Origin of the sequence: Apibacter sp. ESL0404, assembly GCF_019469245.1 — a bacterium.
GTDB lineage: Bacteria > Bacteroidota > Bacteroidia > Flavobacteriales > Weeksellaceae > Apibacter.
This window is the reverse complement of record NZ_CP048267.1, coordinates 1,399,973-1,426,040: the sequence shown is the minus strand read 5'-3', so window position 1 is coordinate 1,426,040 and position 26,068 is coordinate 1,399,973. Positions and strand designations below refer to the sequence as shown.

Genomic DNA, 26,068 nt, shown 5'->3' with positions numbered 1-26,068 from the left:
AATAAAGATCCCTTATAATCTTACTTCTAAAAAATTAAAAAGTTTGTGTAGATGCTTGTTATAGTTGAAAAATAAGATAAAAAGACTAGATAAATTTAATTTTAGTAAAAAAAGTTTGTGAACAATCTTTAGTTAGTTCAGAAAGAATTTTGTTTTGACTGTAATTTAATTCATGACGTAAAGCAGACGAGTCCAGTTGTATGTATAAAGTTTCATTGTCTATAAAAATTCGTTGAGTATGCTTAGCGATAGGGTTACCCATCATCGTTCTCCATTTTTCTTCCATTTCAAGAATAAGAAGTTTTTCTTCCATTCCTAATTTTTTTATGAGGTTTTTAATGGCAGAATTGCTCGTTTGCTCTTTTCTTCTAAGACTCATATATATAGGATTGTTGGTTAGAAAAATTACAGTTCAAAAATCAGATAATCCGAGCTGATTTGTCGGACTATTTTTTCCGTTCGGTCTTTATGCGTATCGGAAAGAAATATTTGTCCAAATTGTTCTTCATGAGCCAATTTTACCAATTGCGCCACTCGATGATCATCCAATTTATCGAATATGTCATCCATTAATAAAACCGGACTTTTAGACGAATATTCTTTGATAGTTTTTAATTGTGCTAATTTTAATGCAACTAAAAAAGATTTTTGCTGCCCTTGAGATCCAAATTTTTTTATAGGGTATTGAAACAATTTAAAAATGAGGTCATCTTTGTGTATCCCTCGAGTAGTATAAGCAGCAGCTCGATCTTTGTCTAAATTTTCTTTTAAGAGATTGCTAAGTTCTTTTTGTTCTAAATCCGATATATAGTCAATGGTTACATCCTCTTCACCTTGGGAAAGTGCAGAGTAAAAACTACAAAATTTAGGCACATAAGACGAGATAAATTCTTTTCTGATTTGATGTATTTTTGTTCCGTGTTCAATCATTTCGGAATCATACATTTCTAAGCTGATAGCATCAAAATAATTGTTCGTTGAAAACAATTTCAATAAAGCATTTCTTTGGGCTAGAGCTTTTTGATACCTAAGAATCAGATGGAGATAATCAGGGTTAATTTGACTGATCATTCCATCCATAAATTTTCGTCTAAACTCACTGCCTTCACTAATTAAGTTTCGATCATAGGGGGAAATCATCACACAAGGATATTTACCAATATGATCGGAAAGCTTTTCGTACGTCTTAGAATTCCTTTTAATAACTTTTTTTTGTCCCGCTTGAACTACAATCCTGATCGAATCTTCTGTTTTTTCATCCGAAAAATTGCCCTCCACCGAAAAAAAGTTTTCATGAAAACGTATATTGTTTTGATCAGAATAATTTAAGTAACTTTTAGTCAATGAAAGATAATGAATTGCGTCTAATACATTCGTTTTTCCAACTCCGTTATTTCCTACAAAACAATTTATTTTTTCGGAAAAAGTGAAATTTTTTTCAGAAAAGTTTTTAAAATTAAATAATCTAAGATTTTTAAGATACATGTACGGGTTAACTTATTTTCGGATATTCGGTGGGATTTACTTCATGCATAACCTCATATATTTTTTCAACCACATCATCCACAGAAGGTTTTGAAAAATAATCTCCGTCAGAACCGTAAGCCGGTCGATGATCCTTAGCCGTGATAGTTTTAGGAGCTGAGTCCAAATATTGAAAACCGTTTTGTTCTTCAATTATTTTTTGCAAAATATACGAACTTGCCCCTCCGGAAACGTCTTCATCAGCAATAACCAAACGGTTGGTTTTTTTAAGACTTTCCACAATTTCATGACTTAGGTCAAACGGTATTAAAGATTGAATATCAATAATTTCAATATCTATGCCTAATGTCTGTAATTCTTTGGCAGCTTCTGAAACAATTTTCCATGTTGCTCCATAAGTCACCACAGTGATATCTTTACCTTCTCGGGTAATTTCAATCTTTCCGACCGGAGTTGTAAATTCACCTAAATTAATCGGCAAGTTTTCTTTCAGTCGGTAACCGTTTAAACATTCAATAATCAGGCACGGTTCATCAGCTTGTAGCATGGTGTTGTAAAATCCGGCTGCCTGCACAAAATTTCTGGGAACCAAAACATAAATACCCCGTATATAATTAATGATTCCGCCCATAGGAGATCCCGAATGCCAAATGCCTTCTAATCTGTGTCCTCGAGTACGGATAATTAACGGAGCTTTTTGCCTTCCTTTCGTACGATAACTTAAAGAAGCCAGATCATCGCTTAAAGTTTGAATACCATACAACACATAATCCAGATATTGAATTTCAGCAATAGGACGCAGTCCTCTCATAGCCATTCCCAATCCTTGACCTATAATGGTACTTTCTCGTATTCCGGTATCGGATATTCGGTAGGATCCGTATTTATCTTGCAATCCTTCAAATCCTTGATTCACATCGCCAATCTTTCCTACATCTTCACCAAAGGCTATTATTTCAGGATATTTTTCAAAAAGTTTATCAAAATTGTCTCTAATTACTATTCTTCCATCCACTGATTCCGGATTTTCACCATAAACAGGGGCAATATACGGAACATGAAGTGCTGAATATCGGGTATCTGTATATAATTTGGAATTGTAATTAAGGCTTTCATTATCAGAAATTTGACTATACCAAGTAAGCAAATTCGTTTTGGCCTGTGTATTTTCTTCTCTGACAATTCGAAGAACTTTACGTATAAAATGGAAAATATCTTTTTTATAAGGAAGAGACAGCTGTTGAAAGTTTTCTTTTTTCAAATTTATAAAAGCCTTTTTAACACTTTCATCAGCTAGGGCAGAGATTAAAGAAACCGTTTGATTACTTAGAGCATCCATATCTGCACGGAATTTATTCCATTCATTTTTTTGATGTTCCTTAACCAATTGTTTAATTTCTTTTTCTAAACTCAATAATTCTTCTTCGGTTGCAACTTGTATTTTTTGATTGTTCGTTTGGTCGTACGCTTCATAATCAATGATCCATTCTCTGAATTTCTTAATACAATCGTGTTCTTTTTCCCATTCCAAACGTTCGGCAGATTTATATCTTTCATGAGACCCCGAACTGGAATGTCCTTGAGGTTGAGTAAGTTCACTTACATGTATAATAACGGGGATATGTTTTTCACGGGCTATTTTTTCTGCAAGCGCATAGGCTTCAATTAATTCGGCATAATCCCATCCTCGCGCCGTAATGATTTCACATCCTCTGGAATTTTTTTCCTTGGTTCTTTTAAATCCTTCCAAAAGCTCAGAAAAATCGTCTTTGGCTCTCTGTTTAGACGATTCAACGGAGATGCCATAACCGTCATCCCAGATGGAAAGAACCATAGGGATTTGCAAAGCACAAGCAGCATTTAATGCTTCCCAAAAATGTCCTTCTGATGTACTCGCATCCCCGATAGTACCAAAGGCTATTTCATTGCCTTGATGGGAAAATTGTATTTTATCTTCAAGTCCGGGACAATTTCTGTAAATTTTGGAAGCGTAAGCTAATCCGAATAAACGTGGAATTTGCCCGGCTGTGGGAGATAAATCTGCAGCATTATTTTTTTGTTCCGTAAGAACTTTCCAATTACCTTCTTCATCAATTAAATGAGTAGCATAGTGACAATTCATCATTCTTCCGCCTGATTCCGGTTCTCTTTGGTCATCGGTATCAGCATATAATTGTGCAAAATAATTTTCAATAGTAATTTCACCTACTGCAAATGCTAGGGTTTGATCGCGATAATACCCGGAACGAAAATCTCCATTTTTAAAAACTTTAGACATGGCTAGTTGCGGAAGTTCTTTTCCGTCTCCTAAAATGGCAAATTTTGCTTTTCCCGAAAGAACTTCCTTTCTTGCCAATAAACTGGAATAACGGCTGATTAAGCACAATCTATAATCATTTAATACTTCTTTTTTAAATTCCTGGAAGCTTAAATTAGCATCTGAGATAGTAGAATTTATATCTTTAATCACTCCTATAAATATTTTTAGCAGAAACAAAGTTACAGATTTTATTCGAACATAAACCTATTGAAAAAAGCAATGTATTTAAAAGTTTAAGTTATAAAATTACTTGCCTTTTAACAGATATAATTTCAAGTATTTATAAAATTAAATGGAATGAAATGGTTTTATTTTAGGGTCATGGAGAGATTTCATTACATACATATTTTCGAAAAATAGCTATCTATCAAAGCATTTTAAATAAAAAAATAGCTATCAAATAAAATAAAACACTTAATCAATGTAAAGTTAAATTTTTGTAGCCTAAGTATATAATTTTCAATCGAAATAGATAGCGGATTAAAATATTTAATATAATTGTTAAATATTAGGAAGAATAGTTAGTCATTTATAAATATAATTATTCGTTGACTTGAACTGATTTTTGATAAGGAGTTACAAGAAAGTATAAATTAGAAGCAATCCAACCGATCCAAAATAAATAACCACCTAAATGAAAACGTTCTTTCATGATTTTATGTTCATAAACCGTAGAAAAATCATGATATGTATAGGCAAGTCCTAAACAACCGAGTAATAAAAATAAAAAAAAGAAAAGCCGAGAGACCGTCAAATGGCATATACGCTTGATGAGGTATTGAACAAGCATTAGTATGAATAAAATACTAAAAACTAGAAGAGCGGTTTTCCACCATATTTTTAATATTTTATATTCACCTCGAAATAAATTAATTCCCATTCGACCAATCCAAGACATTTTAGACATTAATATGCCAATCGAAACGGATACTATCGCTTCGAAAAGTACTAATAAAGATAATCTTTTCATTACATAAAATTTTATAAAGAGGAAATATAATTTAAATCCAACAAAGTAAAAATACTAAGAAATCATGAAATAATAAAGCAGATATATTGAAGGAATCTAAAAATTTAAAGAGGTTTTAAAATGATTGAATTTTAATATAACAGAAATATAAATATCTAATTTTGAGAAAGCAACCTAAAATTTACTATTTAATAAATTTATTAAATTTAATATAACAATGTTTTCTAAAAACTTAACTTAAAATTGTAGATTGAAATAGTATTTGAAGCTACATTTTTTTATTTTATATACGATTGAATACTATTTTATATAAGTATAAAGTGCTTAAATTTTAATTAGATAATATATAAAAAAAAAATTTAAATTTTTTATGGAAAAATAGTAAGAAAAACATCTATAAGAATAAATCAAAAATTGAAAAGTAATATAATGAAAACAATTAAAAAATTTTTAACAGGAATTATTTTAGGCAGTATTTTAGTATCTTTTACTCAATTAAGTGGAGAATCAATGCATCAAAAAGAAGTAAAAAATGATCCCGGAAAAGAATTAGTAAATTTTCCAGAGGCAAAACCAGGCATGATACGTCATGTGATTATTTTAGATAAGAAAAATAATGAAGAATTTTATAAAGTAGAACTTATTCCCGGAAAAATAATGAAAGTAGATTGCAATAAACATACTTTACTGGGAAAAATAGAAGAAAAAGAGTTAGAGGGTTGGGGATATAGCTTTTACGAGTTTTCTTCAGAAGGAAAGACTATTTCTACACGAATGGCTTGTCCACAGATAGTAAAAAAAGAAAAATTTATCTCTTCTGAATCAATCATTATTACATATAACAGTAAACTTCCCCTAGTGATCTATACTCCCCAAGGGTATGTAATCAAATACAAAATTTGGGAAGCCGGAAAAGAAAAAACTGCTTCAGTGAAATAATTAATAGGGTTAAAAAAAGGGAATTCTTTTCAATTTGAAAAGAATTCCCTACTATATAAAAGTTTAACTTTTAAATATCTTTAGTAAAAAAATATTAGTAATTCAACATATACGATTTAATATAATCTTTGAATTGAAATATAAAATCTTCTTAGGTTATCTGAATAATCAATAGTATTCATATTATCTATAAATCCAAAAAAATAAACTTTATACCATTTATCATCCAGAGAAACATCTACGGTTATTATCTCAGTCTGATCATATGAAGGCTTATTATTAATATCATTTGCATTAGCCATGACATTATTATCACCCACATTACACCAAATACCATCATCTAAACTTACAAACCCTCCATTGGCAGGTAAAATCAAGTTAGCATCACCTTTATACGTTGCACTAGCTCTAGCTCCATACCATAATTTAACAGGGGAAGTAGTAATGTTTACTAATCTGGGATTATAGGAAATCCCCGCTGGTGAATTTGCCCCATTTAATAAATAAGCATCTAATCTTAGTTTACCTCCTAAAATGGGTAGATCTTTAACGTATTGGCTTAACCAATACTCTTTACTATTACCACTCCAAAAACTAGTTGATGAATCACCAAAACCGGCATCAATATACGGAGATCGATAGTAAACATGTTCCCCGGGTGCAATCCCTATACCCGCACCAATTGCAGCTTCACAGTTTTTCGAGGCTACGGTAATCGGAAATGTTGTTATCTGAGGACTTGAAACCGATGGAGTTCCTTCTACCACATAACGTAAAGCACCGTTTCCAACATTAAATTGTCCGGCATCAAGTGTTGCTGTAAGACCGTTTACAGGTCCGATTTTTTGAGCAGGATAGGTTCCACCGTCACCACCGGTATAAGGTACCGTCATAATACCACTATACGTTTGGCCGGCAGTATAAAAACTTGGAATTGCCATAACTGCATTACAGGTCAAATTTTGAATTGTTCCCGGAATAATGGGACGACCATCTAATGTCTTCCATTGATTTCCATTCCAAAAAACATATCCATTAAAAACGAAGTTGGGATTATTTCCCAAATTATATACTAATAATCCTACAGCGGGATCCGTAATTGTGAGAGTGTCTATATTTGATGTTAAAGATACACGTGGGCCTAAAAAACCTTTTTTACTGCCGGAATTAAGTCCGTCTACATTTAGTTCCAAGATGGAAGAAGCATCGGGAGAAGTGGTACCAACACCCACACTACCATCTGAAGTAACAATAAAATCGTTCGCATCTTGAAACGGGGTAGAGGAACCAGTGTCTGGATTATCTTTCGCACCATCAACATGAAAGATTCCTTGTGGATTATTAGTATTTACGCCAACTTGGCTTAATGCTAGTATGGGAATTGATAACATCCCTAAAAAAATAAATTTAGTTTTCATAAATAAGATTCATTTAATGATTTGTGTTTTTATTAATATGTATTTAAAAGGTATTTAAAAGTATATTAAGTATTTAATTAAATAATTTCAAGCTTTAAAATTTTTTCGATAGTATGTTGTCAAAAACGCTTACATAAGTTTTTTAGTGAAAGTAGTATCTCTGTGTTATAATAATATTGAATACAAATGTAAATATTTATTTTATATTTATCATTATAATTTTAATAATTATATAATTTTTTGAAATAATTGATGGTTATTATAATTTACTATATTTCTATAGTCGAAATTCACACCCTTTCTATTTATAAAATAGTATGACCTATAGATTATGATATATACCTCTAATTAGATTATAAAATATACTATTTGAAGATGTACAGTTTTTCTAATATAATTCTAATGTCTCTTTAATATAAAAATAACGCAGGTCAAATTTCAATCTAATATTTGGTAAATAAATTTGTCTTAAGACAAAAAATAATGCTTATATAATGCGTAAATACGTTTTTTTACTGGTTTGTACCTTCCTTACAAGTCTGGTTTTTGCACAAAAAGCAGAAGTAATTCAATTAACCAAGGAACAAGCAGAAGGTTTGTTTCTCAAACAAAATTTACAGTTGTTGGCAGAAAAAATGAATATAGATGCTGCCGAAGCTGCTGTTGTACAAGCAAAACTATGGGACAATCCTAACTTTTCGTTAGGTGATGTTAATTTATGGAGTACGAAATCTCAACGAGAACAAGAGCAAATTCCGGCACTCTTTGGAAAGTTTGCTAAAAATACAGAGTTTACGATGGAACTTAGCCAAATGGTTAAAACAGCTAGAAAAAGAGGTAAACTAATAAATAGAGAAAAGGTTTCGAAAGAAATCGCTGTTCAGGAGTTTGAGGAGACATTACGGGGCTTAAAACTAGAAGTACGAAAATCGCTGCAAGAACTCATCTATTTACAATCCTATCAAAAAATATTAAATCACCAGCAAGAAGCGCTTTTAAAGCTTATTGCGGCTTATAAAAATCAAGTTGCCGAAGGAAATATAGCAAAAAAAGATTTAATTCGTTTGCAATCCTCGCAACTAGAGCTTAGTGGAGAAATATATGAGGTTAAAAATAATTATAACGAACAGCAGAAAATTATAAAATCTTTATTGAATATTCCTCCCCTGAATACGGTTGAAATACTCGAAGGAGACAATGAAGTAAAAAATCCGGATGATATCTTATTACCAAAAATTTTAGAAGAAGCATCTGAAAGCAGACCTGATATTAAAATTGCTAACCTTCAAATTGATTATTTTGATAAAGATTTATTATATGAAAAAGCACAAAAAGTACCCGATTTAACCTTTGCTGTCAATTATGATCGTATAAGTGCCCCATGGAAAGATTTTATAGGGTTCGGCGTAAGCTTTGATTTACCCTTTTTCAATAGAAATCAAGGAAATATAAAGTTAGCCCAAGTTAACAAAGAGCAAAGCAAATATCAAGCAAAACAAGTAGTAACTACCGCACAGCATGAAATTACTGAAGCTTATACTAACTATTCCGACACCTACCACCTGTTTAAAGATATACAAAAAGAAAATATTTCCGAAGATTTGGACTATATGTTAGATGCTTATACCAGAAACCTGATGAAAAGAAACATAAGCATGTTGGAATTTATAGATTTCATGGATGCCTATAAAACCAATAAAGAAACCCTATTAAATACCCAAAAAAATCTTAATACACAATTTGAAGAGTTACAATATACTGTTGGAAAAGAAATAAGATAAATCCCATGAAAAAAAATATATACATACTTTCCGTTCTGGCACTTGCCCTATCCTGCACCCATGTAAAAGATAACCAATCAAAAACTCAGGAAGAAGCTGCAATAAACCGGTCGTTTTTTAAACATGTAAAAACCATAAAAGCGGAATTAAAGCCACAAGAAGAAGAGTTAACACTTACAGGTAAAGTAGAATATGATCCGGATAAGATCGTTAATTATGTTCCATTAATTAATGGGGTGGTAACAAAAACCTATTTTTCATTAGGAGACCAAGTAAAACAAGGACAAGTATTGGCAAATGTTCGAAGTTTAGAAGTAAACTCTTTACATTCCGAAAAATCCGGGTTACAATCTGAATTGGAAGTCGCTAGAAGAGAACTAAAAAGTGCGGAATCCATGTATAAAGACAACATGCTATCCGAAAGCGAATTGGTTGAAGCAAGAGCTAAAGTAAAACAAGCTGAGGCCTCTTTAGCAAGGGTACATACGGATATGTCTGTGGTAGGATCCAATGGAAGCGGCAATTCTTCCATCGTTTCTCCTATGACCGGGTATATTATAAACAAAAATATAACATCAGGCAGTACCATATCTCCGGATGCTGAGCCTATATTTACGGTTGCAGACCTAAGTAAAGTATGGGTGATAGCCAATGTATACGCGAGTAATTTACAATTTGTAAAAGTAGGAATGCCCGTAGAAATGAGTTCTTTATCCTATCCGGGTGAAATATTTCACGGAACCATACAATCCATTTCTCAAGTTTTTGATTCTGAAGAAAGAGTTTTGAAAGCAAGAATAGTTATGGAAAATGCAGATTTGAAATTTAAGCCCGAAATGTCCATGACCATCAAACTAAAAAACAATACAGAAAATACCCATGTGTCAATTCCGGTAAACGCACTCATTTTCGATGACGATAAATACTATGTAATCGTTGAAGAATCCAAAGAAAAATTCAAAGTTAAAGAAGTTCAACTTCAAGGTCACAACGAAGAAACCGCATATATCCTATCCGGTCTTTCCGAAGGAGAAAATGTTGTAGTTAACAATCAATTACTAATTTATTCAGCTTTAAAAAACAAATAACAAAACATGCATAAGTTTGTTGAAAAATGTATTGCCTTTTCATTAAGGAATCACATACTAATACTATTTCTTAGCGTACTCTTATTTATCGGCGGAATTGTATGTTATCTAAACACACCTATTGAGGCCTATCCCGACGTAACTAACACAAGAGTACGAATTATAACCCAATGGCCGGGAAGAAGTGCAGAAGAAATTGAAAAATTTGTTACACTTCCTATAATGAAGGAAATGAATACCATTCCCAGAAAAACGGAGGTACGTTCTACTTCTCTTTTTGGTCTTTCGGTGGTAACCGTAATTTTTGAAGATGGAGTAGATGATTTCTTTGCTCAGCAATATGCTTCAAATCGTATGCAGGATATGGATCTTCCGGAAGGAGCCGATCCATCGATAGAACCGCCTTCCGGTGCTACCGGTGAAATATACCGTTATACTATTAAAAGTGATCTTCCTGTTCGCGAAATATCTGCTCTTAACGAATGGGTAGTAGAGCGTGAGCTCTTATCAGTTCCCGGAGTAGCCAGTATTGTAAGTTTCGGTGGAGAAGAAAAATGCTATGAAATAAAAGTAAATCCTACAGAATTAGCTAATTACGGACTTTCGCCTTTGGAGGTTTACGAAGCTATTTCAAAAAGTAATATAAATGTAGGAGGAGATGTCATACAAAAAGGAAGTCAAGCCTATGTAGTACGCGGAGTTGGCTTACTGGACAATATCAAAGACATTGAAAATATACTTATTGAAGTAAAAGGGAGCACTCCTATACGAGTAAAACAAGTTGCCAACGTTTCTGTTTCTTCAAAACCACGTTTGGGACAAGTAGGGTTAGATGATAGAGATGATGTTGTACAGGGAATTGTGGTAATGCTGAGAGGACAAAATCCGGGAGACGTGATTAAAAATTTAAAAGTTAAAATAGCCGATTTAAATGATCGTATATTACCAGAAAACGTAAAAATCGTACCTTTTTTAGATCGAACAACCTTAGTAGATGCTACTGTCCATACCGTAATGAAAAACCTGATCGAGGGTATTGTGTTGGTTTCCATTGTAGTATTTATTTTCCTGTTTAACTGGAGAACCACCTTGATTGTGGCTACGGTTATCCCGCTTTCTTTCTTATTTGCCATTATTATGCTTCGAATACAAGGACTTCCGGCGAACCTTATTTCAATGGGAGCGCTAGACTTTGGATTGTTGCTCGAGGGAACATTGGTTATCGTTGAAATCATATTTGTCTCGATGGTAAAGAGAACGGAAGAGTTGGGAGGAGAACGATTTATAAAATCGTCTAAAGGGGGATTAATTAAAAAAAGTGCCGGAGGAGTTGCTTCTCACATATTTTTTGCTCAGATTATTTTGGTCGTTGCCTTATTTCCTATCTTTTCATTTCAAAAAGTGGAAGGTAAAATGTTTTCCCCGTTGGCATTTACTTTAGGATATGCATTAATGGGATCATTAATTTTATCTCTTACCTATGTGCCGGTTATGTGTAAAATTTTGCTTACCAAACCGGTTAAAGAAAAATCAAATGCAATCAGCAGATTCTTTTCCTCCCATTTATATAAAATTTTTCTATTTGCATCCCGACATCGTAAAGGAAGTATTATAACCTTCTTTATACTGTTAGTGCTTTGCATCGCAAGATTTAGTTTTTGGGGTACGGAATTTATACCTAGTATGAACGAAGGAGCAATATATATACGTGCTACCTTACCCAACAGTATTAATTTGGACGAATCAGTAAAAATCACTCAACAAATGAAAAAGAAGTTGAGGAGTTTTGATGAAGTACAATTTGTCTTGTCACAGACTGGACGTCCGAATGACGGAACAGATCCAACCGGGTTTTTTAACATAGAATTCCATGCCCAGTTGAAGCCGGAAAATCAATGGAAGAAAAAAGTTAAAAAAGAAGAGCTTATCCGAGAAATGAAAGATTCTTTAGACATTTATCCTGGAACAGTTTTCGGCTTTAGCCAACCCATACAAGATAATGTAGAAGAATATGTAGCAGGAGTAAAAAGTTCCTTAGTAATTAAAATATACGGAGATGATCTACAAAAGTTGGAACAAATGGCAGATCATGCAGCTTCTATCATACAAAAAGTGAAAGGAGTAGAAGATGTGAATGTGTTCCGAAGTATCGGTTTACCTGAATTACAAATCCGTTTATCCGAAGATCGTATGGCCCGTTATGCGGTGTCCATGGCAGATGCTCAAGCAGTAGTGGAAATGGCAATAGGAGGTAAAGCTGCCACCCAGTTTTATGAAGGCGAAAAAATATTTGATGTCAGAGTACGATTTCAAAAAGAATTCAGAGATAATGAAGATAAGATCGGGGAAATTTTAATACCAACCATGGATGGAAAACATGTTCCGTTAAAAGAAATTGCCGATATCAAATTTGTAACCGGTCCGACGTTTATCTATCGAGATGGAAGCAGCAGGTACATCGGAGTTGGGTTTAGTGTTCGCGACCGTGATTTAGGTTCTACTATCAAAGAAGCCCAAGAAAAAGTAAATAAAGAGGTCAAACTAGGTCGAGGAAATCGCATGGTTTGGGCAGGAGAATTTGAAAGCCAACAAAGAGCAACACAACGATTGATGATTATTGTTCCTTGCGCCTTATTGTTGATCTTATTTTTACTCTATATGAATTTCAGAACCATCAAAGACACTTTAATTGCAGCAAGTGCCATGCCTTATGCCTTTATTGGTGGTTTTATTTCCCTGTGGATAACCGGTACCACTTTTGGAATTTCTGCAGGAATAGGATTTATTATACTCTTTGGAATTACCGCTATTGACAGCATTTTGTTGATTGCTTTGATGAAGAAAAAGATGAATTCAACCGGAAATTTAAGATTAGCCATAGATAGTGCAGTTAAAAGCAGGATACGTCCGGTGCTGATGATAGCCCTTATGGGATCGATGGGATTATTACCGGCCGCCATGTCCAATGGAATGGGTTCTGAAGTTCAAAAGCCTTTGGCAATTATGATTGTAGGGGGTATAATCACCTGTATGCTTTTATCATTTACTATTTTACCGCAAGTTTTTTATTTTGCTTACCGCAAGAAAAGAAAAATTAAATCATAAAATAGTAACTTTATAAAGCAAAAAGTAAAATATGGAGTTGTTATTGGTTGAAGATAATAAAAAAATCAGTGAGTTCATGATCAAAGGATTAGAAGAAAGCGGTTTTTCAGTCACTTTGGTTGAGAACGGTGTGGATGCGAGAAGTCGTTTAAATGATACCAATTGGAATATGATCTTATTGGATATTATGCTTCCTGATATTGACGGAATGGAGTTGTTGCAGTATATCCGCTATAAAAAAATAACCACTCCTGTTTTAGTAATCAGTGCTTTAGGAGATCCCGATGATAAAGTAAAAGCCCTTAGTTACGGTGCAGATGATTATCTGACCAAGCCTTTTCATTTTAAAGAATTGGTAGCACGAATTCATGCATTGGACAGAAGAAGGAAAATGAATTATGATTCTTCTTCCAATGTATTGGTATGCGGAGATTTAAAAATGTATTTGGATGAGCATAAAATTCTAAGAGGAGATACAGAAATAGTTCTAACCCATCTTGAATTTAAATTATTAAAATTCTTAATGGAAAATAAAAATAAAGTTGTTTCAAGAACCCAAATTCTAACCAGTGTTTGGGGAATTAACCATGATATAAACACCAATATAGTAGAAGTATATATTTCTTATTTACGAAATAAAATTGATGGCGAGTTTGAAACAAAAATCATAGAAACCATAAAAGGAAGGGGATATCGTATTAAATCTTTATTAGCTGAATAATGAAAATACAGACAAGATTAAGTTTACTAAGCTCCGGTTTTTGGGGAATTGTCTTTATTGCCGTAGCGCTTCTGATATTCAGCTTCTACAAAAGGAGCATTGAAAACTCCGTTTACAGGAATTTACAAAAGACCGCTCAAATTATCGGCTATTACTTTTTTGAAGAAGATGAAATAAGCGCAAAAGAATTTCAAAAAATAAAAAAGCAATACGAAAAAATAAACAATCCCTACTTTGAAATTTACGACGATCTGAATCAATTAAAATATGGAAATATACAAGATGTTCCCGAATCGGTAATTAATGAAATACGCTATCAAAAGAAATTGTCCTTTACCACCGATAACTTTTTATGTTATGGAATGTATTATAATGACAACGAAGGTAATTTCGTAATCATTGCTAAGGAAAATAAACAGGATGTGTATCAATACATCAATCCCCTTATAGGAATATTAGTATCCGCCTTTATTTTCGGGTTATTGGCTACCATATTGCTAAACCGTTGGATAGCCCATATAGCCTATCGTCCCATAAGAGAAGCCATTAACCAAGTAAAACAAATGACTCCGGGCGATTCCATGGAATTGAAGACGAGCCGAAATACAGTTAAAGACGAATTGTACGATCTTACTGAAACCTTTAATGAATTGCTAAAAAAAATTTCCGATTCAATTAAAATACAACAAAATTTTGTGAGCTATGTTTCTCACGAATTCAAAACACCTTTGGCGGCAATTCAAGGAAATTTGGAGGTATTTTCCATGAAAAACCGTTCACACGAAGAATATCAAGCCTTATCCCAAACATTGATGGAGGAAATAGAACGGCTTCAAGAAATATTAGATATTTTGCTCATTGTTTCCGATTTGCGAAAAAATACAGACATATCAGAACAAATACGTATTGACGAACTCATATTTGAAATTATTAAACGGGTTTCAGATAAATATTCCGACTGCAGTGAGATCATAGATTATACTTTAGATGTTACTTCGGAAAATATAGAGTTGCTTTACATTAATATAGATAAAACGCAATTATTTATAGCCTTATTCAATTTAATTGAAAATGCCGTTAAATTCTCACAAAGAAAATTAGTACGCATTCAACTGTATGAACGTGAAGGAAAATTACATCTTTTGATACAAGATCATGGGATTGGAATTCCCAAAATGCAATTAAGCCAAATAAGTCGTCCGTTTTATCGAGCCCCAAATGCTGAAAAAGTATCTGGATCGGGGATAGGGCTTTCCATTGCCCTTCGTATTTTAGAAAAAAACCATATAGAATATACCATAGAATCCGAAGAAAATAAAGGAACTAAAATTACCTTAACTTTTTTCGGCATGAATCAGGAGTAAATTTACACTCATATTTGTTTTAGCTGTTTATTGTTAAGTAAAATTAGTATCAATTAAATACTAATTCACTTAGCTGGAAAAGGTGAATTTTAAGTAATTCACCTTTTCATTTTTTAACAATAGAATCTTTCCAAAAAAGATATTTTTAATAATTACAAAAAACAATGTGAGTTAGTAAACTTTTATAATTTAAAATTTTTAAAGGAGCATCTTAATTAAATCCTTATTTTTGAGCTGATTTAATCCATATAACCAAGAAGATAAAATGAATACGTATCAAAATCCGTTGGAAAGCCGCTATTGCAGTGATGAAATGTTGTACAATTTTTCTCCTGAAAAAAAATTTACTACTTGGAGAAAATTATGGTTAGCCCTGGCAGAAATACAAAAAGAGCTTGGTTTAGATATTTCGGATGAGCAAATAAAAGAGCTTAGAGAGCAAGTATCGAAAATAGATTTTAAGAAAGCAGACGAATACGAAAAAAAATTTCGTCATGATGTTATGGCCCATGTACATGCATATGGAGATGCAGCACCGGCAGCACGTCCCATTATTCATTTAGGGGCAACTTCTGCCTTTGTAGGGGATAATACGGATCTTATCCAAATACGTGACGGTTTCGAACTGGTGAAGAAAAAATTGATTAATGTTATTAAAGGATTGAATTCGTTTGCACTCAAGTATAAAGACCATCCTACCTTAGGGTTTACTCATTTTCAACCGGCACAATTAACAACGATTGGTAAACGAGCTACTCTTTGGCTGCAATCGGTTTTATTAGATTTGGAAGATTTAGAATATCGTTTGGAAACGTTGCGCTTCAGAGGAGTTAAAGGTACTACCGGAACGGCTGCCAGTTTTAAAGAATTGTTTGACGGGGACTTTTCAAAAGTCAAGGAATTGGACCGGAAATTATCAGAACGTTTCGGCTTTAAAAAAGTTTTTAAAGTAAGTGGACAAACTTATGACCGAAAGATAGATGCTCAGGCACTAGAAGTACTTTCCAATATTGCACAATCTGCACACAAGTTTACGAATGATTTGCGCTTGTTGCAAAGCTTAAAAGAAATAGAAGAACCGTTTGAAAAGAATCAGATAGGTTCCAGCGCCATGGCTTATAAGCGTAATCCGATGCGATCTGAAAGAATTGCCTCATTAGCTAAATTCGTAATCTCTTTAGCAACTTCTCCTGCAATGGTTGCGTCCACTCAATGGTTTGAAAGAACATTAGACGATTCCGCAAATAAAAGATTGAGCATACCTCAGGCATTTTTAGCCATAGATGCTATCTTATTAATCTGGAATAATATTTTGGACGGATTGGTCGTATATCCTAAAATGATTGAAAAGCATATTAATGAAGAACTGCCCTTTATGGCAACCGAATACATCATTATGGAAGGAGTTAAAAACGGAGGAGACCGACAGGAACTTCATGAAATCATTCGTCAACATTCTATGGAAGCAGCCAAAAAAGTAAAAATGGAAGGAAAGCCTAATGATTTAATCGAACGAATTATCAAAGATGAAAAAATAAATATAGACAAAGAAAAATTGATGAAATTGATTAATCCATCCAATTTCATCGGATTTGCTCCGGAACAAACAGAAGAGTTTTTAGATCAGGAAGTAAATCCTATTTTACTAAAATATGAACATCTAATGGGAATAAATTCCGATCTTAGAGTCTAAAAATATATATACTGAAATAACCACTGTGGCAGTTCTGATTGTTTAAACTAATTTAAACTAAACATAAACTAAATATTTATTCGATTTGCCGATTATATGGCAAAGTAACGATCTTCGTGCCCGGTGGTTTTCAGTATAGAGTTTATTTTTAATTCGGTTTTTTTATCTAGGGTATCCGATTTCTTTATAAAATTCTTCCAAAAATTTCAGCATAAATAAATGCCTTTCTTCAGCCATTTCTTTAGCAATATTGGTATTCATCAAATCTTTCAGCTTCAATAGCTTTTCATAAAAATGATTGATCGTACACGAAGTGCTTTTTTGATAGCAAGCACTTTCCGTATATTCGGTCGGTTTTTCGCTCGGATCAAACAATTCTCGACCTTTGGTGCCTCCATAAGCAAATGCTCGAGCTATTCCTACAGCACCTATCGCATCCAATCGATCGGCATCCTGAACAATTTTTGCTTCAAGTGAAGTAGGAGGGGGATTATGTCCGCCCTTATACGAAACTTCGTTAATAATCTTAATGATATCTTCAATGAAACTTTTCGGATATGATAAAGAAGACAGTAATGGAAATACGAGTTCTTCAGTACGATCCGTTCCATTATGGAGTTTATAATCTCCGACATCGTGAAGCCAGGCTGCCAATAAAACTTTAGAATGATCAGCCTTTTCGTGAAGGAGAATATTTTGGGCGTTGGTTACTACTCGCTCAATATGCCAATAATCATGTCCACTTTTATCCGAAGAATGTTTATTTTTTATATAATCCCGAATGATTGATATTGCTTGGTCTAATTCCATGCTTAAATATAGAATTTTAATAAGAATTATAGGTAAATATAAGTTCAATAATTTAAAAACCCTTTTATTATATTAAAGGGGTATAAAGATATTGAATAGGACTTTTCAACTTCAATTGAAAGTATTGAAATGAAAAATAAAAAAGAAAAAGCCCCTTTATAAAAAACAGGGGCTTATATTATATTTAATATGGTAAATGTAAGTAGATAACTATTCGCTATATACACCCATATTTATAAATTTATTTTGTCTGTGTTCCACCAACTCATCAGGAGACATTTTAGAAAGCTCATTATAGGCCTCTAAAACTTGATTTTTTAAAGACATAAAGGCTCCTTCCGGGTTGTAATGAGCGCCGCCAAGCGGCTCCTTAATTATTCCGTCAATAATGCCTAATTCCAAAGAATTTTTAGGAGTTAAACGAAGATTTTCGGCAGCAACTTCTTTGTATTCCCAGCTTCTGAATAAGATTGAGGAACAACTTTCCGGAGAAATTACGGAATACCAAGTATTTTCCATCATGTAAACCTTATTTCCTACACCGATTCCCAACGCACCGCCACTGGCACCTTCACCAATAACTACGCAAATAATCGGAACTTTAATTTGGCACATCTGAGCGATATTATACGCGATGGCTTCTCCTTGTCCTCTTTCTTCGGCATCAAGTCCAGGATAGGCTCCCGGAGTGTCTATTAAGGTTAGAATAGGAATGTTAAATTTTTCAGCAACCCTCATCAAACGTAACGCTTTTCGGTAGCCGTCAGGATTGGGCATACCAAAACGACGGTATTGTCTTTCTTTGGTATTTTTACCTTTTTGTTGACCGATAATCATAAAAGTTTTACCGTCAATTCTTCCCAATCCTCCAATCATGGCTTTGTCATCGCCATAGTTGCGGTCTCCGTGTAATTCAATAAATGTATTATCAGTGATGGCACTGCAATAGTCTAACGAATAAGGACGAGAGGGATGTCTGGATAATTGTACGGTTTGCCAAGGGGTAAGGTTATCGTATATTTGATGTTTGGTTTGTTCGATTTTCTTTTCGATTTCTTTGCAAGTAGAATTGATATCTACTCCACTTTCATTACCAAGCTCGATCCATTTTTTAAGCTGGTCTTCTAATTCTTTTATAGGCAATTCAAAATCTAAATATTCCATTTTATGAGTATTAGTGACTAAATATACTAACTTTTAAATAAATCAAATTAAATTCTCATTTTTGAAACTACTTAGAAATGGTATTTTCAAAAATAAATTTCCAATGAATTATAAATCCAAAATTCCTTCAGGTAAAGTCATTGAAATGTAATGATCATTTCTGTTTACTTCAATAATCCAATCATTAATAATAGGAATGTAAATAAATTTATCATTTTTCGATAGTTTTATAATAAAAAGAGCTTGTGCGCTGTTATCGTTTATTTCAGTAATTTCTCCAATCTTTTGTAGGTTTTCGTCCACTAAAGAAAAGTGTATAACTTCATGATAATAAAATTGTTTTCCTTTTAATTTAGGTAATGTATTTAAAGGAAGGTACAGCTGCGTTCCTATTAAGTCTTGTGAATTGATAGAAGTATCTTCAAATTTTACACGTAATGAATCTTTATTATAGAGTTGACATTCATTTAGAAAAAAAGGAACCGGCATTTCATTGATATTAATAAATACCGATTCCAAATTATTGTAAGCCTCCGGTTCATCTGTGTCTAGCTTAACAATCAGATGACCTTTCAGACCATGAGTTTTAGTGATTGTGCCTAGGTAGTAACAATCTTCCAATTGCATGAATCTAATTAGGCTTTAGGTTCTTCATTAGTTTCAGCCTGAGCATCAGTAGCTGCTTCATCTTCTGCGATGATTGCTTCTACTACTTCTTCTGCATCATTAGCTTCTGCTTCTTCTGCTTTTTGTTGAGCAGCGATACGGCTTTCATTTACTTTTCTTTCAGCTTCAAGCTTTTCTTTTTTCGCTTGTTGCTTAGAAGAAGCCAATTTGTCTTTTTTCGCTTGAATAGCTTTTTCTTTGTCTTCCAACCAAGCTTGGAATTTTTTCTCTGCTTCTTCAGCCGAAAAAGCTCCTTTTTTAACCCCTCCGTTCAAATGCTTTTTTAATAAAGCACCTTTGTAAGAAAGGATAGATTTTGCTGTATCTGATGGTTGAGCTCCTTTTTCTAACCAGCTCACTGCTCTGTCAACATTTAATTCAATGGTTGCAGGGTTGGTGGTAGGAACGTAAATTCCTAATTTTTCGATGTTTTTACCATCTCTTTTAGCTCTAGAATCTGCTACAACAATGTGAAAAACCGGTTTTCCTTTTTTACCGTGTCTTTGTAATCTAATTTTTACTGCCATAATTTTTTATTTTGGGATCCCGTCCCGTTATTAGTTAAGTTTGCAAATATACTACTTGTTTTACTATTGCTGCAAATTTTTGCGTACAAATTATCGTTTTATACTCTTAGTTTTTCTTGGAAAAATGAGCATCCCAGCCTTGAGCATTCAACGGAATGCGCTGTGTATTTCCTTTAGTTATCAAAACATTTTCAACCGTTTCGGTAGCATGACCGATAATGGTGAAGTTAGGATTATGTTTGATCTTATCATGATCTTCAATAGGGATGGTAAATAAAATTTCATAATCTTCTCCCCCGTTTAGTACCCCTGTTACGGGATTGATACCGAATTCTTCTGCCGTAGTAATTACCTGGCTGTCCATCGGGATTTTTTCTTCATAAATGGAGAAGCCAACGTTACTTTGTTGAGAAAGATGAATGATTTCAGAGGCCAACCCGTCGGAAATATCAATCATAGAAGTAGGATGTACGTCCATTTCTTTAAGTAAGGCTTTAATTTCCGTACGTGCTTCAGGTTTTAATTGCCTTTCCAAAATATAAGTATACCCCGATAAATCCGGTTGAAGGTTTGGGTTAACTTTAAAAACAGAATTTTCACGTTCCAATACTTGTAATCCGAAGTAAGCACCGCCTAAATCACCGCTGACAACCAAAAGGTCATTGGGTTTTGCTCCTTTTCGGTAGACAATCTCGTCTTTATGAGCATATCCCACGGTAGAAATATTTATTACCAATCCCAGGTTGGATGAAGTGGTATCTCCTCCGACTAAATCTATAGAATAGTGTTTACACGCCAGGTGAATTCCGGTATATATTTCTTCCAATGCTTCTACCGGAAAACGATTAGAAACGGCTATGGAAATCAGTATTTGTTCCGGAACGGCGTTCATGGCAACCAAATCGCTGAGTCCGATAACTACTGACTTATAACCTAGATGTTTTAAAGGGGTATAAGCCAAATTGAAATGAATATTTTCCAATAGCATATCGGTAGAAACTAACACCTTTTTATCTTTTGGATCCAACACGGCGGCATCGTCTCCAACTCCTTGTAGAGTAGAGGGATGTTTAGGTTTGAAATTTTGAGTAAGATGTTCGATCAGTCCAAATTCACCATATTCTGAAATTGAAGTTTTATATGGGTTCTTATTATCAAGCATACTGCGGATATCTATTAATTTATTTTGAATTCGATTTTCGAATTTACGGCTTTTTCGGGTATATGCCTTATTATTTGTATTGCGATCCGTAATTTTTTCGATTTTTTGCTAAATAGTAGGAGTGTAATTAAAATATTTTACAAGGATTGAATAATATAAAGTTTTTTTTTAGAAAAAAAAATCCATACAGATTCAAAGAGTAATTTTTAAGGCTTTTACCCATAACAAAAACAACACTCCAACACTGTAATTGCATAAACTACAAACAGATAGCCCATACATATTTTCAAAGAAACCCTGAAACCAACCCATAACTTTGTTCAGACAACCCAACAGCATCTTTGTGATGATCAACAAGTTAAAGTAAAAATAACCGTAAAAGTTATAAATTCTGATAAAAAAATCTTTATCTTAGCCGAATAATTTTCACAAAGCCTAACTTATGAATATAACGTCTCGTTGTTTCGTGTATAGTTTATTTAGTGTAAATAGGAATCTAATTCTTATGGAATTTTTCCGCTTGTAAACCCGTAAAAATAAAAAAGTAAAGAGAATTTTTTTTAATTCCTTTACTCCCACTAACTCAACCTTAAAAAAAACTAACTCCATGCCCGATAAAAAACCCGATCATTTAGCCTTAGTAGTAGAAGGAGCTTGCGTAAGCTGCAACCGAGGAAGCCTTCCCGAATGTATTTTAAAAGTAAAGCATAAGGACGATGACAAGTACCTGGCCAACCAAAAGAAAATAGCCACCTGGCTGGAAGATGACCAAGACCATATGAATTTTGGATTGTGTAACCGAAGCAGTCCCCAGCCGGCCTGCACCCCTCAAATTTCATGGAAAGATTATTATCAAAACGCCGAATTCGGCAAACAAAAACCACTGACGGAAGCTTCCTACGGGGAGTGTAAGTATAAGGGGAAAATCACCATTAAAAACCACGGCCAAAAGGTCAAGCTATCGGCTAAAATTTTTAAAAAACACCTCAGGGAATCGTATGATATTTTTATGATAAGTCCGAAGGTTGCGGCTTCATTAGGAAATACCATTCCCTCGGTAAGCAAAATAGATTTGGTTTCTTCTAGCGTTCCCAAGCAAACAATCCCCTCCCACCGAGAAGTGTGCTTTGAAATAGGCGGAGCGGTTAAAACAATCACCCTTCAGGCTACGGTAAGGGAAAAAGACGATGCCAGTCTGGTCAATTGGGCCTACTACAAAGAAGATACTCAAAAAGACCGAATAAAAACTTATCTGGAATACGGAAGCACACACCAAGTAAACCTGGAAGAGTTACCTGAAGGCAAGACCACCATCTTCGGATACGGAAAGGTTCCCATAGGAGATTCTACCAAAATAATCATCCATCGCAAAGCAAACAAACTCGAGGAAATTGTTGTCAACGCAAAGCAGGTTTCCAAAGAGAAAATCGTGGAACTTCCCAAAAATACCCCCGCCTATTTTACCCCTCGCTATACCTTTCCCGATTCGCTAAAAACCAAGTTCTTTATATTGCAAGGCATGCGATGGCGCATCAAAGATTTGAACGGGACGATCTTATATACGAATGCTCCGGGATTTTCTGCCGATCATAAAAACAGCCCTTTGGGAGCGCAAATTCTCTCGGGAAGCCTGATGGCTTCTTTTCGCAACAGCGGCTCTTATGTTATAGAGTTGGAAGACCATAATTATGTTCCGATGGGAATGTTGCCTAATCGGCGCATGTTGACCGTAAAAATAAAAAACCGATCGGCAGAAAATATAGTAAACCTGGGAAGCGACAAGATACGAAAAGACGGCATTTTTCATCTGAAAGTCTCGAAAATCAAGTATAATTACGAAGGAATGATCGGATTAGGGAATCGGGTTTTTTGGATTGTTCAAAAAGACGGGGGGAAAGTCATACGGTTAGGACTTAAAGAAGAGTTAAAGATCAGTGTTGCAGCGCTTATCGAAGAATTCAAAAAACAAGGGCAGCCTGTAACCGACCTTTACGGGATTTATAAATTTCGAGCCTTCGGGGAAGATAAAGACTCGGCAGCTGTTTTGGGAAAAGGTCCGGATACGGCATGGATTGAAGTGGGCAAGAACCGTTTGGAAAGCATCAGCGGTCCTGAAAAAATACCCGTGGGAGCAGAAGCTGTCTATAAGATCCAACCCTTGATGCCTCTGCAAGCGGGAGAAACGCCGCAATGGACCCTTCCGCATTCTGTCGAGTTGAAATGGAGTCTGTCCTCCGACCGTCAACAAGCGGTTTTACGAATGGACAGGAAAGAAAAAGTTACTTTTTCGGCCCAACTGCAGGGAGAGGAAGTAAGTCGCCGTTCGGCAGAAAAAACCGTACAAGCGGAAGAGGTTTTTCTGGAAAGAGCCTTGTGGTGTTACAAAAACGGAACCAGAAGGACCGAGACGGGCTGGGAGGAAGAAAATTATTTCTACCTTAGTTTAAAAGGATTGGACAGCGTTGGAATCAAAGTAACGATTTGGGCAGAACATCCCAACTTTGAACCGTTGGAAACCTTCCGCCGACAAGAATGTTTGATAAAAGAACTGGATGCCGCCTTGGATGAAAAAGGAAGTTGTCAACTTTCCTTTATTGTGGACCGGGAAAGTAAAGAAAAGATACAAACCATCAATCCCGACCCTAAAGTACAGACCCAACTTTTTTTTACGGTGGAATTTACCTCAAAAGAACCGTTGGATCTTTCTCGCATATCCTTGATTCATACGGCAGACGGTCAAGAGGTGGAAACGGTGCATATAGACGGGAAAACGTTATATTTGGTATTGGATCGCAGAGAATATTTGAAAGTCCCTGCTCCTGCGCGCATTACTTCTTTGTGTTTTTCTAATGAGGCAGCGGATGATGTTCAGATAAAGACTACTGAGTACGGCATAAAGCATACGGTTTGGGTACATACCGTGGGTATGGCTAAGGAAAAACTGACGGTGATTGTGTATAAAAAATTGGGGGCGGATGATTGGGCGGATTCTTATAACGAAAAGCAAAAGTCCTTTATGGTGGCAACACAGGCAAAGAGATATGAGGCAGAAGTGGTGGGGACCGACGGCTTACTGTCGCTGGATTTTACCCCGGAGAGGGACTCGAACGTTCCGAGCCCTCAGGTGTTCTATATCGCCGTTTTTAAGGAGGAAAAGGATGCAAACGATGCAACGGTTTGGGTGGAATTGGAATCTCAGCTGAAGACGGTAAACAGGGATTCGTATGAAAAGGTTTTTAATGAGGAGTATTCGCAGGTGGGCATTGCCATGCCCACTTTGGAGGAAGGGCAAACTCCTACCGCGGAACAATTAAAAAAGGTGGAATCTGGTTTTTTCCATTTTTTTAATCCGCTCTATGTTTCTGATCTGGGAAATCTTGAAGATTTATCTTCTGTTTCTTTGGTTACTGTGGCCAGGGGGAAGAATTTGATGAAAAAACGTAATTGTTATTGTCATCGAGATTTTACCGAAGAAGAAATGGAACAATTGCTGATCCATATGAACGGGAATACGAAACTGTGGACCGACGGATTGATTAATGACAACAGCGTAAAAAGTTTAACTAGGGAATTAAACCAAATGTTTCGCAGATATGGTATTAATACTTGCATACAAAAAATTACTTTTTTGGCTCAAGTAAATGCAGAGACGGGATTTTTTAAATTATCGCAAGAAAAACCGAGTAAATATAAATCCAGTACTTCCTTTTATAAAGGGAGAGGATTGATTCAACTTACCGGTAATTTAAATAAGGATAAAACTGCTTACGATGATCCCGGACCTTATAAAAAATATGGAAAATATTTAGCAGACAATGGGTATCTGAAAAAAGAAGAGGAAGGAATATTTATCAACGATCCTGATTTGATATCCAAAGATCTACATTATGCCATAGACAGTGCCGGTTGGGAATGGGAGGTTTTTAAAAGGGTTTCAACATGGAAATATGATTCAAGAGATTCTAATCAAATAAAAGAAGTTAAAGCATGGAAAAGGGAGCGTTTTAGTAAAGGATTAGATCAAAGTTTAAACCGATTGGCTTTGGTTATGGAAGAAAGCGGAGAAGAGGAAAATTATTTTTGGCTGCAGTCTAAAATACTTAACGGATATTCGCCCGGTCATAAAGATAAACCTGATCCGCATGGTTGGGAAAAACGCAAAGAAGGGCTTAGAAAGTTAAAAACGTGGTTTAAATACGATAAGGCTGTTTGTAGAGGAGAGAAAGAGTTGGAGTTTATAAACACTAAAGGGAGAGCGCCGTGGATGGAACTTGCAGAAAATATAGCTAAAGAAATGAAAGGTTGTAAAGAAGGTAAAGAGCCCATGTACTCAAATGCTAAAAAGTATTTACAATATTGTGGACTTAAGACTAAACCCACAGATGGGGAAAAGGGTCCTTGGTGTGCCGCCTTTATGAATTGGGTAATAGGACAGACTATAAATCCTAAGACAAATATGCCATATAACCATGCAAAATCAGCAGCCTCTTTAGCTCCTACAAAAGATGCAACAAAAAATAATTATAAGCAAATATCTGAACCTATTTATGGTTGTTTGGTTGTATACAAACATTCCAATGGCTCTAATGGGCATACGGGATTTTTAATGGGCAAAACGAAAGATGGAAGATATATTTTATTAGGTGGAAATCAAGATGATACAATACGTTTTGATGCTTATGGAGAATATACAAGCAAAAGTAAAATAAAAAAATTATATGGATTTTATGTTCCTAAAGACTATGAGATAAAAGATCAAGATAAATTAACGGATAACGATATATATGAAAGTGCAGACGCATTAAATATAAAATTTGGAATTATAGCAGAACCATCAACAGGAAAAACAAATTAA

18 protein-coding genes are annotated in these 26,068 nt (G+C 34.6%); 8 read left to right on the top strand and 10 right to left on the bottom strand.

All coding sequences use genetic code 11. From position 1 onward, the window contains the following. Positions 1-85: 85 nt before the first annotated feature. The 4 genes from GYM72_RS06015 to GYM72_RS06000 all read right to left on the bottom strand — a co-directional run bounded on the left by GYM72_RS06015 (position 86) and on the right by GYM72_RS06000 (position 4,775). A complete protein-coding gene (locus tag GYM72_RS06015) occupies positions 86-379 on the bottom strand; it encodes a DUF721 domain-containing protein (protein ID WP_160563912.1) in 294 nt (97 codons plus the stop codon). A gap of 26 nt (positions 380-405) precedes the next feature. Next, a complete protein-coding gene (locus GYM72_RS06010) occupies positions 406-1,485 on the bottom strand; it encodes a DNA replication/repair protein RecF (RefSeq protein ID WP_220263776.1) in 1,080 nt (359 codons plus the stop codon). 7 nt (positions 1,486-1,492) lie between these two features. Beyond that, positions 1,493-3,943, bottom strand: coding sequence for a thiamine pyrophosphate-dependent enzyme (locus GYM72_RS06005; RefSeq protein WP_220264960.1), 2,451 nt, complete (start codon positions 3,941-3,943; stop codon positions 1,493-1,495). 403 nt (positions 3,944-4,346) lie between these two features. After that, on the bottom strand, positions 4,347-4,775 hold the full coding sequence (locus tag GYM72_RS06000; protein WP_160563908.1) for a hypothetical protein: 429 nt from the start codon (positions 4,773-4,775) through the stop codon (positions 4,347-4,349). Between the two features lie 429 nt (positions 4,776-5,204). On the opposite strand from GYM72_RS06000, the gene eco reads away from it, so the two are divergent. Further along, a complete protein-coding gene (gene eco, locus GYM72_RS05995; RefSeq protein WP_220263775.1) occupies positions 5,205-5,714 on the top strand; it encodes a serine protease inhibitor ecotin in 510 nt (169 codons plus the stop codon). Between the two features lie 116 nt (positions 5,715-5,830). Here eco and GYM72_RS05990 read toward each other — a convergent pair whose 3' ends face one another. Continuing rightward, entirely contained in the window at positions 5,831-7,132 is a 1,302-nt protein-coding gene (locus tag GYM72_RS05990) for a hypothetical protein (protein WP_220263774.1), read from the bottom strand. A gap of 494 nt (positions 7,133-7,626) precedes the next feature. On the opposite strand from GYM72_RS05990, the gene GYM72_RS05985 reads away from it, so the two are divergent. From GYM72_RS05985 to purB, 6 genes are all read left to right on the top strand, one after another. Further along, entirely contained in the window at positions 7,627-8,913 is a 1,287-nt protein-coding gene (locus GYM72_RS05985; RefSeq protein WP_220263773.1) for a TolC family protein, read from the top strand. A 5-nt stretch (positions 8,914-8,918) separates the two neighbouring features. Beyond that, positions 8,919-10,001 (top strand): efflux RND transporter periplasmic adaptor subunit, encoded by a 1,083-nt coding sequence (locus GYM72_RS05980; protein ID WP_220263772.1) that lies wholly within the window; start codon positions 8,919-8,921, stop codon positions 9,999-10,001. A 6-nt stretch (positions 10,002-10,007) separates the two neighbouring features. Then, a complete protein-coding gene (locus GYM72_RS05975; RefSeq protein WP_220263771.1) occupies positions 10,008-13,106 on the top strand; it encodes an efflux RND transporter permease subunit in 3,099 nt (1,032 codons plus the stop codon). Positions 13,107-13,137: 31 nt separating this feature from the next. Further along, the gene (locus GYM72_RS05970) at positions 13,138-13,827 is read left to right on the top strand and encodes a response regulator transcription factor (protein WP_160557280.1); all 690 of its coding nucleotides are present in this window, start codon (positions 13,138-13,140) and stop codon (positions 13,825-13,827) included. Continuing rightward, the gene (locus tag GYM72_RS05965; RefSeq protein ID WP_160563898.1) at positions 13,827-15,191 is read left to right on the top strand and encodes a HAMP domain-containing sensor histidine kinase; all 1,365 of its coding nucleotides are present in this window, start codon (positions 13,827-13,829) and stop codon (positions 15,189-15,191) included. The genes GYM72_RS05970 and GYM72_RS05965 overlap by 1 nt, the downstream gene beginning before the upstream one ends. A gap of 265 nt (positions 15,192-15,456) precedes the next feature. Continuing rightward, on the top strand, positions 15,457-16,884 hold the full coding sequence (purB, locus tag GYM72_RS05960; protein WP_220263770.1) for an adenylosuccinate lyase: 1,428 nt from the start codon (positions 15,457-15,459) through the stop codon (positions 16,882-16,884). A gap of 162 nt (positions 16,885-17,046) precedes the next feature. On the opposite strand, the gene GYM72_RS05955 is transcribed toward purB, so the two are convergent. The 5 genes from GYM72_RS05955 to thiL all read right to left on the bottom strand — a co-directional run bounded on the left by GYM72_RS05955 (position 17,047) and on the right by thiL (position 21,213). Further along, positions 17,047-17,694, bottom strand: coding sequence for an HD domain-containing protein (locus GYM72_RS05955; protein ID WP_220263769.1), 648 nt, complete (start codon positions 17,692-17,694; stop codon positions 17,047-17,049). 210 nt (positions 17,695-17,904) lie between these two features. Further along, positions 17,905-18,858 carry an acetyl-CoA carboxylase carboxyltransferase subunit alpha gene (locus GYM72_RS05950; RefSeq protein ID WP_160557284.1) on the bottom strand — a complete coding sequence of 318 codons (954 nt, stop codon included), beginning with the start codon at positions 18,856-18,858 and terminating at the stop codon, positions 17,905-17,907. A 108-nt stretch (positions 18,859-18,966) separates the two neighbouring features. Then, complete coding sequence (gene rimM / locus GYM72_RS05945; RefSeq protein ID WP_160543366.1) at positions 18,967-19,485, bottom strand: ribosome maturation factor RimM; 519 nt, start codon at positions 19,483-19,485, stop codon at positions 18,967-18,969. Positions 19,486-19,493: 8 nt separating this feature from the next. Beyond that, positions 19,494-20,051 carry a 30S ribosomal protein S16 gene (locus tag GYM72_RS05940; RefSeq protein WP_105297868.1) on the bottom strand — a complete coding sequence of 186 codons (558 nt, stop codon included), beginning with the start codon at positions 20,049-20,051 and terminating at the stop codon, positions 19,494-19,496. Between the two features lie 106 nt (positions 20,052-20,157). Beyond that, the gene (gene thiL / locus GYM72_RS05935) at positions 20,158-21,213 is read right to left on the bottom strand and encodes a thiamine-phosphate kinase (protein ID WP_160543367.1); all 1,056 of its coding nucleotides are present in this window, start codon (positions 21,211-21,213) and stop codon (positions 20,158-20,160) included. Positions 21,214-21,820: 607 nt separating this feature from the next. Here thiL and GYM72_RS05930 point away from each other — a divergent pair. After that, on the top strand, positions 21,821-26,068 hold the full coding sequence (locus tag GYM72_RS05930) for a PAAR-like protein (RefSeq protein ID WP_220263768.1): 4,248 nt from the start codon (positions 21,821-21,823) through the stop codon (positions 26,066-26,068).